This is a genomic window from Kineococcus lubricus (assembly GCF_050871965.1).
Taxonomy (GTDB): Bacteria; Actinomycetota; Actinomycetes; order Actinomycetales; family Kineococcaceae; genus Kineococcus.
Genome location: NZ_JBJLSK010000030.1, coordinates 1 through 15,165, shown reverse-complemented (window position 1 = coordinate 15,165; position 15,165 = coordinate 1). Strand labels below are relative to the sequence as shown.

The 15,165-nt window shown below is 70.9% G+C and carries 12 protein-coding genes; 4 read left to right on the top strand and 8 right to left on the bottom strand.

Going from position 1 to position 15,165, the window contains the following annotated elements:
• Positions 1-48: 48 nt before the first annotated feature.
• Positions 49-1,107, bottom strand: coding sequence for a DUF3427 domain-containing protein (locus ACRYRX_RS18615; protein ID WP_432514274.1), 1,059 nt, complete (start codon positions 1,105-1,107; stop codon positions 49-51).
• Between the two features lie 78 nt (positions 1,108-1,185).
• On the opposite strand from ACRYRX_RS18615, the gene ACRYRX_RS18610 reads away from it, so the two are divergent.
• The 3 genes from ACRYRX_RS18610 to ACRYRX_RS18600 all read left to right on the top strand — a co-directional run bounded on the left by ACRYRX_RS18610 (position 1,186) and on the right by ACRYRX_RS18600 (position 4,484).
• Entirely contained in the window at positions 1,186-1,656 is a 471-nt protein-coding gene (locus ACRYRX_RS18610) for a hypothetical protein (RefSeq protein ID WP_432514273.1), read from the top strand.
• The gene (locus ACRYRX_RS18605; RefSeq protein ID WP_432514271.1) at positions 1,649-2,854 is read left to right on the top strand and encodes an McrC family protein; all 1,206 of its coding nucleotides are present in this window, start codon (positions 1,649-1,651) and stop codon (positions 2,852-2,854) included. Before ACRYRX_RS18610 ends, ACRYRX_RS18605 begins: the two co-directional genes overlap by 8 nt.
• Before the next feature lie 727 nt (positions 2,855-3,581).
• Positions 3,582-4,484, top strand: coding sequence for an HNH endonuclease (locus ACRYRX_RS18600; RefSeq protein WP_432514269.1), 903 nt, complete (start codon positions 3,582-3,584; stop codon positions 4,482-4,484).
• Positions 4,485-4,526: 42 nt separating this feature from the next.
• Here the strand turns inward: ACRYRX_RS18600 and ACRYRX_RS18595 are convergent, their stop codons facing one another.
• The 5 genes from ACRYRX_RS18595 to ACRYRX_RS18575 form a co-directional block, all read right to left on the bottom strand.
• Entirely contained in the window at positions 4,527-5,903 is a 1,377-nt protein-coding gene (locus ACRYRX_RS18595; RefSeq protein WP_432514267.1) for a DUF4407 domain-containing protein, read from the bottom strand.
• On the bottom strand, positions 5,900-6,958 hold the full coding sequence (locus ACRYRX_RS18590) for a hypothetical protein (RefSeq protein WP_432514265.1): 1,059 nt from the start codon (positions 6,956-6,958) through the stop codon (positions 5,900-5,902). Before ACRYRX_RS18590 ends, ACRYRX_RS18595 begins: the two co-directional genes overlap by 4 nt.
• Before the next feature lie 17 nt (positions 6,959-6,975).
• Positions 6,976-8,190 carry a hypothetical protein gene (locus tag ACRYRX_RS18585; protein WP_432514263.1) on the bottom strand — a complete coding sequence of 405 codons (1,215 nt, stop codon included), beginning with the start codon at positions 8,188-8,190 and terminating at the stop codon, positions 6,976-6,978.
• Between the two features lie 737 nt (positions 8,191-8,927).
• A complete protein-coding gene (locus ACRYRX_RS18580; protein ID WP_432514260.1) occupies positions 8,928-9,605 on the bottom strand; it encodes a response regulator in 678 nt (225 codons plus the stop codon).
• Positions 9,602-10,705 carry a sensor histidine kinase gene (locus tag ACRYRX_RS18575; RefSeq protein WP_432514257.1) on the bottom strand — a complete coding sequence of 368 codons (1,104 nt, stop codon included), beginning with the start codon at positions 10,703-10,705 and terminating at the stop codon, positions 9,602-9,604. The genes ACRYRX_RS18580 and ACRYRX_RS18575 overlap by 4 nt, the downstream gene beginning before the upstream one ends.
• Positions 10,706-10,840: 135 nt before the next feature.
• Here ACRYRX_RS18575 and ACRYRX_RS18570 point away from each other — a divergent pair, with 135 nt between their 5' ends.
• Positions 10,841-12,073 carry a serine hydrolase domain-containing protein gene (locus ACRYRX_RS18570; RefSeq protein WP_432514256.1) on the top strand — a complete coding sequence of 411 codons (1,233 nt, stop codon included), beginning with the start codon at positions 10,841-10,843 and terminating at the stop codon, positions 12,071-12,073.
• 12 nt (positions 12,074-12,085) lie between these two features.
• On the opposite strand, the gene ACRYRX_RS18565 is transcribed toward ACRYRX_RS18570, so the two are convergent.
• Together ACRYRX_RS18565 and ACRYRX_RS18560 are read right to left on the bottom strand one after the other, a co-directional pair.
• Complete coding sequence (locus ACRYRX_RS18565; RefSeq protein WP_432514254.1) at positions 12,086-13,792, bottom strand: putative bifunctional diguanylate cyclase/phosphodiesterase; 1,707 nt, start codon at positions 13,790-13,792, stop codon at positions 12,086-12,088.
• Positions 13,789-14,625 (bottom strand): alpha/beta fold hydrolase, encoded by an 837-nt coding sequence (locus tag ACRYRX_RS18560; RefSeq protein WP_432514251.1) that lies wholly within the window; start codon positions 14,623-14,625, stop codon positions 13,789-13,791. The genes ACRYRX_RS18565 and ACRYRX_RS18560 overlap by 4 nt, the downstream gene beginning before the upstream one ends.
• Between the last annotated feature and the right edge of the window lie 540 nt (positions 14,626-15,165).

Below are 15,165 nucleotides of genomic sequence, written 5' to 3'. Positions count from 1 at the left end.
GTACATCCGATGAGGCGTGCGTACGTGTACGACACGCGTCCGTGACGGTCAGCCTGCCCGTACGAGCGACGCCTCGCTGAAGAAGTCCGTCGGCATCGCGTGGTGCAGCCGCCAGGTGATGCCGATGGGTCGCTCACCCTCGTGGGAGACGTAGTCAGCCGGCCCGAGGAACAGGTAAGGCTCGACCCCGAAGTCGCCCTGCTTGCGCTGGCGCGCGAACAGCAGGACGTGAGTCCCCGTCGTCCGGTGGTTCAGGTACCGCTGCCCCGTCGCGGAAGCGACTGTCGTCCGCGACTGCGACTCCCAGTGGAAGAGGTGCTGCGTCAGCGGGTAGTCCCGGTACATCGTCGACGGCGAGTAGTCGGCTTCGGACTTGGCGAGGGTGATGAGCAGCGCGTCGGTGCGGTGCTCAGCTGCCCAGACGACTCCTTCGCGGAAGGACATCGGCGGGCGCGTGGCGGTGGCGACGCCAAGCGCGCTGACGATCTCGTCGCGCGAGTAGCGGGCGTGGACGATGAGCGGCAGGTCAGCGATCTCCCCGTCGAGCGCGGTCGTGGGGTGACGGGCGTCGTCGAAGGCGATGTCGACGAGCTGCGCCAGCTCGTCCCGGACCGCGGGTTCGCGTCGCAGGACGTCCAAGACCGCAGACAGGTCGCCGGGAGCACCGGACGGCCAGAGCGACGCGGTGAGCATCCCCGCGAGGTGCTGTTCGACGGGGGAGAGCGCCTCGGCGGTGACGTCGTCTGAGAGCAGTCGGGAGTACGCGTCGCGGCGCAGCCGGTCGTCGACGTGTGTGACCGCACGCACCCGCTTCAGGAGCGCGGTCTCCACGGGTCCGCTCGGCCTCGTCTCCGTCCCCGCGCGGCGGCGCAGGTCCGTCCACGAGCGGTTGCTGCCGAGCAGTTCGCGCACGCTGAGCCCGCTGGCGCTGAGGAACTCCGCGATGCTGCTGCTCGGGTGCGCCCGGACCTCGTTGACGAGCGCGGGGGTGCGCGGGCTGAGCTGGCGCTTGATGCTCGTGACGACGCGGTCCTGCACCACCTCGTCGAGAACGATGGAGCACCCCGCCGGCAGGAAGGGGAATCCCTGCTCGGCCTGGTGCTGCAACGCGCCGCGGCTGACCCCGGTGAGCGCGCGGAAGCGCGTGTCGAAGCGGAAGTCGGCGTTCTGGTGAACCGTGGGAACGTGGCGAAGATCCTGGGGGAGCTGCTGTTCCTGCTGGAGTACCGCGACGAGGAGATCCGGTTGCAGTACTCCGAGACGCCGTTCGCCCTGCCGACGAACTTGAAGATCGTCGCGACCATGAACACGGCCGACCGCTCCATCGCCCTCGTCGACACGGCCCTGCGTCGGCGCTTCCACTTCATGCCGTTCTTCCCGGACACCGCCCCGATCGATCAGGTGCTGCGCCGCTGGCTCACCGACCACGCGCCGGACCTGCTGTGGGTGGCCGACGTCGTCGACCGAGCGAACGCGGAGCTCGCCGACCGGAACCTCGCCATCGGCCCCAGCCACTTCCTCCGTCCCGGTCCGACGGAGGAGGCGGTGGAACGCGCCTGGACCTACTCGGTGCTCCCGTTCCTCGAGGAGCACTTCTACGGCGACCCGGCCGCTCTGGAGCGGTTCGCGCTGGACCGGCTCCGCGCGGGTGGGTGAACGGCTGCTGGTGCTCACCGAGCACCAGCTCAGCGATCCGGTGACCCTGTCCGTCGACGAGCGGGGCGCCCTGCTCGCAGCGGTCGACGGGCTCTCAGCGGCGCCCGAGCGCGGCTCCGCCGACACCTACCGCCTGTCCTGCGGTTCGACGGTCGGCATCGTCCAGGTCGGTGACCTGACGGTGGAGCTGCGACCCAAGGTCGGCCTGGCGCCGCTGATGTTCATGCTGGCCTACCGATCGTCCCCACCGACCTGGCGATCGGCTGCCGCTCTCGCGCCCGACGCGACCTTCAGCGAAGCCCTGATCGGGTTGTTCGCCCGCTTCACCCACGACGCCACCCGCACCGGTCTGCTGCACTCCTACCGCCGCGAGCAGGACGCGCTGACCACCGTCCGCGGACGCGTGCGGATGACCGACCAGGTGAGCCGGCGACGCGGGGCGGCTCTCCCCGTCGAAGTCGAGTTCGACGACTTCACCCCCGACGTGCTGGAGAACCAGGTCCTCCGTTCCGCGGTGGACCGGCTGCGGCGGCTGCGCACCCGCTCCGAAGTGTCGCGCCGGACCGTGGACCGGCTGCACCACCTGCTGCACGGCGTCTCCCCGCTGCCCGACCCGCGGCGCGTGCCCGAGCCGGTGTGGACGCGGCTGAACGCGCACTACCGACCGGCCGTCTCCCTCGCCGCGACCCTGCTCACCGGTGGCCTGGAAGCGCGAGCGGGGACGCGCGCCGCCGCCGGCGTCCTCGTCGACATGAACGCCCTCTTCGAGGACTTCCTGCGGGCCGCGTTGCGGGACGCTCTCGGTGTCGGTGAACGCAAGTTCCCCAGCGGTAGCTCGAGCCCTCGACGGTGGCTCGACGTCGACCACCGGGTGCCGTTGGAGCCGGACCTCACGTGGTGGCACGGCGGCCGGTGCGTGTTCGTCGGGGACTGCAAGTACAAGCGGGTGAACGGGAACGTACCCAACGCCGACGTCTACCAACTGCTGGCGTACCTCACGGCCCACGGGCTGGACGAGGGGATGCTCGTGTACGCGGCGGGGAAAGCCCCAGCCCAGGACCTCCGCATCGCCGCCGCTGACAAGATCGTCCGCGTGCGGACGGTGGACCTGGCGAGCGACCCCGAGACGCTGTTGCAGGCGGTGGGGAACCTGGCCGACGAGGTGCGAGCCGGCAGCGTGGTTCCGCAGGACGGGTGACGACTCCCCGTTCCGTCCGTCCGAGGGAACGTGCTCGGGGACGATGCTGACCGTGGCCAGAGTGCACCTCAACGCCGGCGGCAAAAGCCCTCAGATCGTCCGCATGATCCTCCGAGGAGCCAGCGAGCGCCTGCGACCACCCGGCGACGACATCTCCACCGTGCGCAGGACCGCCCAGAAGTGGCCGCCACGTACCTGCGAATCGTGCCGTTCCTCCCGCGAGGTGGCGACCCGCCATGGTTCGGCGAGCTCAGCCTCAGCCGACGCGACCAGGTCGACCTGTCCCCGCCGCCGTCCTGCGCTCCAAGGCCGCGACCAAGGACCCCCGCGCCTTCCTACGGTGGGCCGGCGCGGGCGAGCGCGCATGTGCTCCCCGCGACCCCGACCAACGCCCGACGTCTGCGCTACGTCCCCCGCGATGGGATCCGCGCCGCCGTCCGACAGCTCGTCCACCACGGTGCGGTGACCGAGGCGGCGCTCACGGCAGCGTTGAAACGGCGACACCTGTGGGGTGAGTCGCTGCCGCAGGTCCATACGGAGGTCGACGTGGCGGTGTCACTGCTCCTGCACCGGGGAGAGCTGCGGCGAAGGGTGAACGGGCGGTTGACCTCGTCCTGACGACGGAGCGCTGACGAGGTCAGGACGGCTCACGGAGCGAGTAGTACCGTCGAGTTGTGCGTACTGTCGCTGACCGCCCTCTCGACTCTCTCGACGAAGCGATAACGTCGTGAGCGGACCGGTCAGCCCGATCGAAGAAGACCTGCGTGCGCGCATCATGGATCGATTGGCGCAGGTGGTCTCCACCAACGGCGGTGTCGTCACCCGTGACGAGCTCACAGCGTTCCAGTTCGGGGCCGGCGAGAGCCGAAAGCTGCTGGACCGGAACGCCGGCATTTGGAACCCCAAGGACCTCGCTGCGACGCTCAGCATCATGTCGTCATCGGACGGGCCGTATGACGACAAGGACGTCGACGGCGGTCTGTTCCGGTACGACTACCGTACGGGATCCTCTCGTGGGCAGAACACCAAGCTCCGCCGTGCGATGGAGCTCGGACTGCCCATCATCCTCCTGCGGAAGATCGAGAGAGGTGTCTTCGTCCCCGTCTTCCCCGTGTACGTCGTTCAGGACGACGCGGCGGCACGGCAGTTCGTCATCGCTCTCGACGAGTCGCTGCGCTTCCTCCACGACCCCCTGAACCCGACGCTGGCGGAGCGGAAGTACGCCGAGCGAGTCACCAAGCAACGCCTGCATCAACCCGAGTTCCGCGGCCGCGTCATCCGCGCTTACGAGACGAGGTGCAGCGTCTGCTCCCTCGCACACGGCGAGCTCCTGGACGCGGCCCACATCGTGGACGACAGCCATGAGGCGTTGGGGCAGCCCGCGGTGTCCAACGGCTTGAGCCTTTGCACGCTCCACCACCGGGCCTACGACCGGCTGTTCCTCGGGATCACGCCGGACTGCACGGTTGAGATCAACCAAGCACTGCTGGAAGAAGTGGATGGACCGATGCTCAAGCACGGCCTGCAGGAGATGCACGGTCGGGTGTTGACGTTGCCGAAGCGTGCCAGCGACCGGCCGGATCGAGCTCGGCTGGCCTGGAGGCACGAGCAGTTCACCAACGCCGGGTAGACATCGACTTCGCGCGAAGCGCGGCTTCCAGGCACTCCTGCACTAGCCCCGGCCGTCCTCCGGCAGTGGCTCTCCGGAACCGAACGCCGCGTCGTAGTTCCCGTTCGTCGTCCGCAGCCACTGCGACACCTCGTCCGCGAGCTTCTCGGTCTGTTCCTCTCGCCACCGCTGGACAGCGGCTTCAGCCAAACCGACCTGCGCATCGAGGACGACGTTGGCAGCGCGGATCTCTGCGTCGAGCTCGGTGGCGGCCCGTGCCCTCGCGGCATCGAGGCGTGAGTCGGCGAGCAATTGCGCCTCGGCGTACTCCGTCTCGTGGCGCAGGAACAGGCGGTCCTTGACGTGCTCGGCATCCTTGTCCCCCACCCACTCGTACAAGCCGGGCTTGGCCATGGACAGCATCGTCTTGAAGATGATCGGCACGCACTCGATGACGGTGAGAAACAGGAACAGGCCTCCGTGCATCAACTCGATGTTCGAGTTCTCCTGCTGCATGTCCCGCAGGGCGCCGAAGCGCGCGAGCAGGCCGTCGTCGGCGGCGACCGCGGCGTCGTGCGCGGCGATCTGATCCGCGCGCTCCTGCTCCAGGTCCATGACCTCAGCCTGCAGCTTCCCCAGTTCCTCGGATGCGTCACCCTGCTGGGCGGTGAGTTCCTCCTGAGCCGTGCTCTGCACCGCCACGGTCTGCGCGTCGAGCTGGCGTTGCAGCTCCGCCCGCTCGACGGCGAGCCGATCGCGGCGCGCCTCCTTGTCGGCGGCCGCAGGTCCTACGCCGGCCTTGCCGCTGCCGCACGTTCCTTCCTTCTCACAAGCGACGTCCTTCTCCGCCTGCTGGAAGTCATCAGTCACCGTTGCGAGCTGGTCGCGCAGCTCGGTCACGGTGGGGTCGTTGAAGACGAGGGAGTCGGTGCCCCTGGTGTTGATCGTCTTCTGCAAGTCCTTGATCTGCTGTCGCTTCTCGTCGAGTTTCGCGTAACGCGGGTCGGTCTGGAGGTCCACCTCGAAGGCGGCGCGATCTGCGCGGTGCTGGACGGCGAGGTGCTCGTCGATCTCGTCGTGGAAGATCTGCAAGGTCAGCGGCATCGAGATGACGGCACCGACGACGATGGCCAGGCCGATGCGGGGCAGAGCCATGAGGACGGTCTTGAACCAGTTCGACATGCGCGGCGTGGAGACCACGAGCCACCGGTCGAGGTTCAGGATCGCGAGGCCCCACACGGCGCCCATCGGCAACGCCAGCCACCACGGCGCGTCGAAGGCCATGTGGATCGCCACCGCGGCGGACAGTGCACCCAACCCGGCGGTCATGAGGATCGCACCACCGAGGGAAGCCTGCTTCACCTCCTCGGACGGTGCCTGGGCCAGGATCCTCCGGTCGGCGCCGGAAACCGTGATCAGGAAGCTGCGCAGGCGCCTCACGACGAGGATCCCTTCTGGTGCGGCACGTTCCGTGCCGGTGCGGTGCGGATGGGGGGCAGGTCGTGGCTGACGCCGCGCAGCCAGCTGATGAGCGCGCGGGGGACACCGATCGGCCCCACGACGTCGCTCGCGACGGGTCGCAAGGAGTCCTGGGCGGCGAACAAGCGGTCCAAGTGCTGACTGGCGGTGCGGCCGGCGTCGATCGTGCTGCTCACGTCGACGTGCAACCGGATGCTGGGCGGTGCCGGCAACCGCACGGTCTCGATGGTCGGTGCGGGCACGACGACCACGAGGCGGGTGCGGGCCACGGTGCGGCCGGCGGCGTTGTGGCCGACGACCTCGATCGCCCGGCTGTGCGGCAGAACGATCGTGGTCGAACCCCTGCTCGGGTGCTCCAGGACGCCGTCCACGCTCACGGACGTGGCGTTCTCGAACGCCCAGGTGACTTCGACGGGCAGGCCGCGACCGACGACCTCCCGGTCGACGTGCAGCAGCGCCAGACGCGGCGGGAAGTGGTCTCGTCTGGTGGGCGGTTCCGCGAGGTGCTCGTCGCCGGCGACCCGCTCGGCGTGCGTCTCGCCGGTGAACGGGTCATCCGCCACCCCCGTACCAGCAGCGGTGGGCGCCGAGTTCACTGCGGACTCGGCTGCGGGGACCTCGTGGACCGTGCCGACGCGACCAGTGGCCGTGCCGCCGACGCCGGTCTGCGCTGCACGCGGCTCGCCCGGTGAACGTCGAGCCCGTCCCGGAACGTACTGGTGACCCGGCCGCGGGTTGTGCCAGCGGTCCACCACGGGTTGCCGCGCCGCCCGCGGTCGGCGCTCCAACGACGGCCGTCGCCGCAGCAGCTCGACCAGGAACCACACCAGACCGACCAGCGAGAGCAGGACGGAGATCATCTCCAGCTGCTCAACGATGAAGCGCCCGATCCCACCGTCGGCACGGGCTGCGCGCCCCTCAGGCCCTAGGAGCGTCACCGTCAGGACGGTGACCGCGCCGAGCGTGCTGCCGGTGAGCCACGGGTGCTGGCGCACCCACGGGAGAACGTTCCTCATCGAGTCCACCTTCCCGCTCAGCACGAGTAACCGTTCGTGGGCTGGTACTGCACCGTCTCCCCGTTGCGGGTCTTCGTGCAGGACTGGGCCTGGAAGTCGTAGCCGCCCCACGCCACGGTCGTGGTGACGGAACTGCCACCCGCGTCGTCGACGGTCTCCTTCCACTGCAGGCGACCGCTCTCGTCGTCCGGGAGGTAGGTGATCGACGACGGGGACGTGGAGGCGAAGGAGAGGGACTTGTTGGACAGGTATCCGTCTGAGAGACCGGCCACCATGATCGACAATCGGCCCGTGCCGTAGGAGCTGGCGGAGCGGGTGATGACGGCGATGTTGCCCTGGCCGTCGATGTGGATGTCCTCTGCGGTCGGTACCTGCACGTCCGTCGCGCTTGGGCCGTTGCCGCTCACCAGCTGTCGGGTACGGGCGTCGACCCCCAGGTACCCGATGTGGGTCCACGGGTCGGGGTAGCCCTGGGTGTCCTCGAAGCGGACGAGGGCGATCGTGTACCGCTCCCCACCCTTCACCAGGTCCGCGCGCGCCAGCAGAGTGCACACGCCTCCGACGCAGTCCGGGTCGGCGCGCAGCACGTCGTCGTTGGAGAGGCGGCCGGGGTCGGTGGCTGCACTGGTCGTGGACGTCGTCGGTGTGGAGGACTGCGCAGGCGGGACCGTGGCTGCGAACACGTCGCGCGGCTCGGTCGTCGCCGCGGTCGTCGCCGCGGTCGTCGCCGCGGACGACGTCGGGGCGCTGGTCGCTGCGGTGGCCGGTGCGGTGTTCGCGACGGCGGTCGCAGTGGCAGTCGGGGCGGACGGGGGAGTCGTGGTGGTGGTGGTAGGCGTAGAGCTGCTCGGAGTGCTCAGTTCCGGCGTCGCCGCGACCGCGCTGGCCGGCGGCGTGGGGGCAGCGGCGTCCGGCGGATCCGTGAAGGGGAAGAAGAGGGCCACCAGACCCACAGCGAGCGCTGCTGTGGCCGCCTTGCGTTCCCTGCCGGAGGCGTGGGTAGCGCTGCGGGACGACAACACAGCAGTCGCCACCGTGAAGGTGAACAGACCGACGAACAAGGTCGGCACCACGAGCCCGCGCACGTCCGCGAGCACCGACGGATCCGACTTGACGGTGATCACCGCCACTGAGACGAGCACCGAGGCGCCCAGCGTGCGCCAGACAGGCAGTGCGAGGAGCTGAGCAGCGAGCGTCTGAGGCGGAGTGTCGACAGGCGTTCCCGTGGTCACTGCTGCTCCTCTCGACCGTCGACGTGCTCCTGGACGGCGGGGAGGTGGTGGGTGCCGCTCGTCGCCTGATGCAGGCACCAGGTTCATCGGACTTCCGGTCCGCGCTGTCGATCGCCCGTGCGAGTGACGGTAGGCGTCGTCTGCATCGACCGAAGATCACTCACTGGTCGTCTGGTCAGCGGGTCTTCTTGTGCTGTTGGACTGGTGTGCCACTGGTGACGATCCACTCGCGAGCTCATCCGCACGAGTCGTCAAGCAGTGCGGAGTGGGAGAACGACATCGATCTGCCTCGCTCGACTTCGACCTTCCACATCGTCCGTCTGTCATCAGCCGTTCGCACTACCCGCCGTAGCTCCGCTGAGGTAGGCGAGTTCACCCACCGAGGGGGACGACGCGTCGGGACATCAGATCTCCTGATGTCCTGAGCATGACAACGCGTCACCATCCGGCGCACTCCCGCACAGCCACTACCGTCGCCGCGGCGGCCTGCGCCACCCTGGTCACTGCCCTGCCCACCTCCGCGCAACCAGGACACGTGCCCGCCGTGTGGTCGACGGATCCAGTGGAACGGCCGCCGCTCCGACAGCGCTCGCTCCAAGGGGGTCGCGGCCATGTACTGCCAGGCTGCTGACGGTGGCGACTGAGCGCTTCGCCTCCGTCGCGTTGCCGACGCGAAGAACGAATCCCGCGCTCGCCCCACCCGCTGCGGCCACCGGAAGGCACAGGCGACGTCTCCGTCAGATGGCTGTGCCATCCCCCGGCACCACCAATCCGCTCTCGTACGCCCACACCACCGCCTGCGCCCGACTCGCCAACCCCAGCTTCCCCATCACCCTTTTCACGTGCGTCTTCACCGTCGCCTCGCTCAGCACGAACCTCTCCGCGATCTCCGCGTTGCTCAGCCCCTGCCCCACGAGGACGAGCACTTCCCGTTCCCGCGCGGTGAGCGCGTCCACGACCGCGGACCCGCTGACCCGCTGCGGCCGGAACGCCTCAACGAGTCGGTGGGTGATCCGGGGGGTGAGGAGGACGTCTCCGGCGGCGACGGCTTCGACGGCGGCGATGATCCGCGCGGGTGGGGTTTCCTTGAGCAGGAACCCGGCGGCGCCGGCGCGCAGGGCGGCGTAGACGTGCTCGTCGAGGTCGAACGTCGTCAGCACGAGCACTTTCGGCGGCTCCTCGCCGGAAGCCCGCTCGGCACCGAGGATCCTTCGGGTCGCGGCGATCCCGTCGATCACGGGCATCCGGATGTCCATGAGCACCACGTCGGGCCGGACCGCGAGCGTCAGGTCGACGGCCTGCTGCCCGTCGGCGGCTTCTCCGGCGACCTCGGTGCCGGGGGCGGCGCGCAGCAGCGCGACGAGGCCGGCGCGCACGAGGGCCTGGTCGTCGGCGACGAGGACGTGGACGCTCACGGTTCGGCCCCCACGGGCAACTGCAGTTCGACGCTGAACCCGTGTCCGGGGCGCGGTGCGGCGGTGAGGTTTCCGCCGTAGAGGGCGGCGCGTTCGCGCATCCCGCGCAGGCCGTGCCCCTCTCGCACCGGTCCCAGAACCGCAGGACCGTCGTCGTGGACCGCGACGTGCAGGGTGCCGTCGCGGCGTTCCACGAGCACCTGGGCGTGGATGGCGCGCGGGGTGGTGGCGGTGTGCTTGATGACGTTGGTGAGGGATTCCTGCACGACCCGGTACGCGCACAGCCCCTGCCCGGCGCCGAGGTCGTCGAACTCCCCGCTGGTGCGCACGTCGACGACGACCCCGGCGGCGCGGGTCCGCTCGGCGAGGTCTGGCAGTGCGGCCAGTCCCGGCTGGGGGAGGTAGTCGGGTTCGTCGTCGGCGCGCAGGACCTCCAGCAGCCGGCGCATCTCGGCGAGCGCTTCGCGGGTGGTGTCCTCGACGGTGGCGATGGCGGTCTTCGCGGTGGCGGGGTCGTCGTCGAGGACGTACCCGGCGACCCCGGCCTGCAAGGCGGTCACCGACAGGTGGTGCCCGACGACGTCGTGGAGTTCGCGGGCGATGCGGCGGCGTTCGTCGGCGACGGCGCGGGCGGACTGCGCGGCCAGCGCTTCGGTGCGCGACGCCCAGCGGCGGGTGCTCTCCCCGAGCGTCCACGCGCCGGCGAGGACGAGGGCGGCCTGGCCGATGTCGAACCAGCTCGGTTCGGGGTCGAAGCCGAGGGCGCCGCCGAGCCACACCACCGCCACCGCGGCCGTGAACACGGCGGCCGCGGTACGCCGCGGGCGCAGGGTGGCGACGGTGAACATCGCGACGACCATGCCGAGGCCGCTGCCGGGGAAGGCGCCGACGACCAGCTGGTGCCCCGTGACCGCCGCGAGCACGAGCACGGCGGTCAGGACCGGCACCCGCTGGCGCACGGCGATGGGCGCGGCGGTGAGCGCGGCGAGCACGAGGCCGGGCAGGGGTTCCCCGGCGCGGACCAGCGGGCCGAGGGTGAGCAGCGTCAGCAGCGCGGCGAGCGCCGGATCGACGAGGGACGGACCGGGCAGTCTCCGCACGTCCGTGAGCCTGGCACGTCACCCGCGCCGGCCGCCATCGGCCGTCCGGACCCCCGGCGTACCCCTGCGGGGGTAGGGGGAGTTGCCCGCCTCGGGGGACGCGCCGCGACGGCCGTTCTCCCTAGCGTCCTCGGCATGACGACGACGCGAACCACCACCCGCACTCGCCGCACCGTCGCCGCTGTCGCGGTGGCCGCGGCCTGCGCGACCCTGACGACCGCGTTGCCCGCTTCCGCCACCCCGCCGCGCGAACACGACGCCCACCTGCGGCAGGTGCTGCAGCAGGACGCCGACGCGCTGCTGACGCTGGGGACCCCCGGTGTCCTCGCCGAGCTGGACCGCGCCGGCCACCGCGACCTCACCGTCCGTGCCGGGTTCGGTGACGTCGCGGCGCAGACCCCCGTCCCGTGGAACGCGCGGTTCCGCATCGCGAGCGTCACGAAGCCGTTCGTCGCGGCGACGCTGCTGCAGCTCGTCGGCGAGGGCCGCCTGTCGCTGGACGACACCGTGGAGCAGCACCTGCCGGGGCTGGTGCAGGGCAACGGCAACGACGGGAAACTCATCTCGATCCGCCAGCTGCTGCAGCACACCAGCGGCCTGCCGGAGTACCTGGCCGTGATGCCGCAGCTGTTCAGCGGGGAAGGTTTCCAGCAGCACCGCTTCGACAACCTCACCGCGCAGGACGCGGTCGCGCTGGCGATGACGCAGACCCCCACGTTCGCGCCGGGCACGAGCTGGAACTACTCGAACACGAACTACGTGCTCGCCGGGATGGTCATCGAGCAGGTCACCGGGAACACCTGGGAGCACGAGGTCCGGGAGCGGATCGTGCGCCCCCTGGGTCTGCGGCACACCACGCTGCCGGGCAGTTCGTCGGAGATCCACGGCCCGCACGCCGTCGGGTACGAGCGGTTCCCCGGTGAGGGCGCCACCCCGGAGGACCCCCGCTACGGCGAGGCGATCGACGCGACGGAGCTGAACCCGTCGTGGGCGGGCGCGGCAGGGGCGATCATCAGCACCACCGACGACGTCAACACGTTCCTCCAGGCCCTCGTGAGCGGCCGGGTGCTGCGCCCGGCGCAGTGGGTGGATATGACGGCGACGGTCCCGGCCAGCGAGGAGTTCCGCAGCAACTGGCCCGGCGCCCGCTATGGCCTGGGCATCATGTGGGTCCCGACGTCCTGCGGCGGCATGTGGGCGCACGGCGGGGACATCCAGGGGTTCATGACCCGCAACGGCGTCACCCCCGACGGCCGGCGCAGCGTCGTCGTGTCCTTCAACACCGACTCCCCGGTGCCGCAGCCGGGTGTGCAGGTCCCGGCCGGGGACATCGCGACGCAGCTCATCGACGACGCCCTCTGCCGCTGAGCCCGGGCGTGCTCAGGCGCCGGCCGGGACCCGTCCCTGCACCACGTCCGCCTCCACGGGCCGCGAGAACAGGTACCCCTGCCCCACGTCGCACCCCATCCCCGCGAGCAGTTCCCGCTGCTCCTCGGTCTCCACCCCTTCGGCCACCGCCCGGATCCCCACGGCGTGCGCGAGTTCCACGCACGCCCGGACGATCCCGGTGTCCCCGTCGGACGCCCCGAGCCCGGTGACGAAGGAGCGGTCGATCTTGAGCTCGTCCACGGGGAACCGCTGCAGGTACGTCAGGCTCGCGTACCCGGTGCCGAAGTCGTCGACGGAGATCCCGACCCCGAGGTCCTTCAGCGCGGTCAGCGTGGCCGCGGCGACGTCGGGGTCGGCGACGAGGGCGGTCTCAGTGACCTCGAGGACGAGCAGGTGCGCGGGCAGCCGGTGGCGGGACAACGTCTCGGTCACCAGGCCCACGAGGCCGGGGTCGGTGAGCTGGCGCGTCGACAGGTTCACCGACACGTCGATCGTCGCGCACGCCGGGTCGCGCGCCCAGCGGGCCGCCTGCTCCACGGCGGCGTCGAGCACCCACGCGCCGAGTTCGAGCACGAGCCCGGACTGCTCGGCGACGTCGATGAACTCCGAGGGCGGCAGCAGCCCGCGCACGGGGTGCTGCCAGCGCACGAGCGCCTCCACGCCCCGCAGGCGCCCGTCCTCCAGCTGGACCTGCGGTTGGTACAGGAGGCGGAGCTGCCCGTCGGGGATCCCGCGTCGCAGTTCGCCGAGCACGCGCAGCCGGTCGGCGGCGGTGCTGGTGCGCGAAGGGTCGTGGACCTCGACCCGCCGGCGGCCGCGGACCTTGGCCCGTTGCATCGCGACCCCGGCATCGCGCAGCGCGCGCTCCGCGGTGCCCGGTTCGGCGTGCGCGGCGCCGATGCTCGCCGACGTGACGACCTCCAGACCGGCGAGCACGACGGGGACGGTGAGCTCCGCCAGGAGCCGTTCGGCGAGGCTGGCGGCGGCGTCGAGGTCGGCGCAGTTGTCGACGACGACGAACTCGTTGGCCGACGAGCGCGCCACGAAGGCGTCCCCGCGCACCGCGGACCCCAGCCGCCGGGCGACGGTCAGCAGCAGCTCGTCACCGGCGGCGGATCCCAGGCTCTCGTTGACGACGGCGAAGTGGTCGAGGTCCACCACGAGCACGGCCAGCGGTCCGGAGGCGCTCGTGGACTCCAGGTGCTGCACCAGCCCGGCCCGGTTCGGCAGCCCCGTCAGCGGGTCCTGCAGGGCCCGGCGCCGCGCGTCGGCTTCCGCGGCGGCGCGGCGGTTCTCCGACTCCTCGGCGCGTTCGAGGGCGGCGGTGAGTTCCCGTTCGTGGGCGAGGCGCTCGGGGGCGCTGAACACGATGAGGCGCACCTCGGCCTCGGCGTCGTCGTGCGCGGGGATGCGGGTGGCGGTGACCAGTGCGGGCCGGCGCTCGCGGTCGGCGCCGATGACCTCGACGACGACCTCGCTGGTGGTGCCCACTGTCCCGAGCCGGGGGACGCTGTGCGTGGACCACAGGATCCGGTCCCCGACGGGCAGCAACCGCCCGAAGGCCGTCCCGAGCAGGTCCTCGCGCTGATGCCCCGACCAGCTGAGGAAGGTGTCGTTGACGCGGGTGATGCGCCCGTCGTCGTCGGTCGTCAGGTACCCGCAGGGGGCGTGCTGGAACAGCTCCTCGAAGGTGCTCACGCCGATCCGTCGAGGTAGGTCTGGATCGCCTGGGCCGTCTGCGCGGGGGCGCTGAGGTGGGGGCAGTGGCCGGACGCGTCCAGGGGCACCAGGGTGGCCTGAGGCAGGCGGGCGACGACCTCCCGGACGGCGCTGTCGGGGGCGAGCGCGTCGTCGCGGCACTGCAGCACGAGCGTGGGCGTCGTCAGTCGCGTCAGCAGGTCGCGGGAGTCGGTGAGGAACGTGGCGCGTGCGAAGTCGCGGGCCGTGCCGGGGTGGAGCGCGCGGAACGACGCCGTCAGCTCGTCCCCGAGCTCGGGCCGGTCGGGGACGCCCATGACCATCGGCCCCACGTCCGCCGTCCAGGACAGGTAGTTGCGGGACAGGGAGTCGAGCAGCTCGTCGATGTCCTCCGCGGAGAAGCCCCCGTCGTACCCGGTGGCGGGGTCGTCGATGTAGCGCGCGGACGGCGCGAGCATCACCAGCCGCTGGAACCGGTCCGGGGCCCGCAGTGCGGTACGGGCGGCGATCATGGAGCTCACGCTGTGCCCGACGAGGACGACGTCGCGCAGGTCCAGCTCCTCGCACACCGCCAGGAGGTCGTCGGCGTACCCGTCGAGGGAGGAGTACCGCTCCCGGTCGTAGGTCGTCGCGTCGAAGCCGCCGGCGCCCGCCTGGTCGAACACGACCACGCGGTGGGTGGCCAGGAAGGCCGGCAGCAGCCCGTTCCACGAGTGCTGGTCGCCGCCGAAGCCGTGCACGAGGAGCAGGACGGGTCCGTCCGCGCGCCCGAGGGAGCGCACGCGGTGACGGGCGGTCGCGGTGCTGCGGCCGTGGACGGCGAGGGTGGGCACGACGGCTCCTCCGGGACGGGTTCCGGTGTCTGCTGGCACCGCCCTGGGGTCTCGGCAGGCGGCGGCCCGACCTTGAGGTGGCTCCTCGCGAGGTCGCCGCCCCCGGTCGATGACGGCTCCGGCGGTCCAGCGCCTCGTCCACCGCTCTGACCAGCTCCTCGATCGACGCGCGAGGGTCCTCGCAGCGCTCAGGCACAGCCGTCGGGAGGGCAGCGAGGGGCGTCATCCACTGCAGTGCAACGAGATTCGGCGGCGAGGGGCCAGCGATTTGGTGCTGGACCGCGAGCCGCGTAATGTTCTCGATGTCGCCCCGGCGGGGCGGAAAACCGGAGCTCACGAGCTTGGGTGGTCCGCGTCGGAGGGGGTGGCGCCGGAGGTCTTGATCGGGGTTGGGTTGCAGGTTGGCCCGATGTTCGGTTAAGGTGGGGAAGTTGCCCCTATTCCGCTGGCCCTGTTCGGGGTGTGGTCGGGGTGGGTGCGTCCGGTTCTTGAGAACTCAACAGTGTGCCATAAATGTTGATGCCAATGCATTAACCCCCA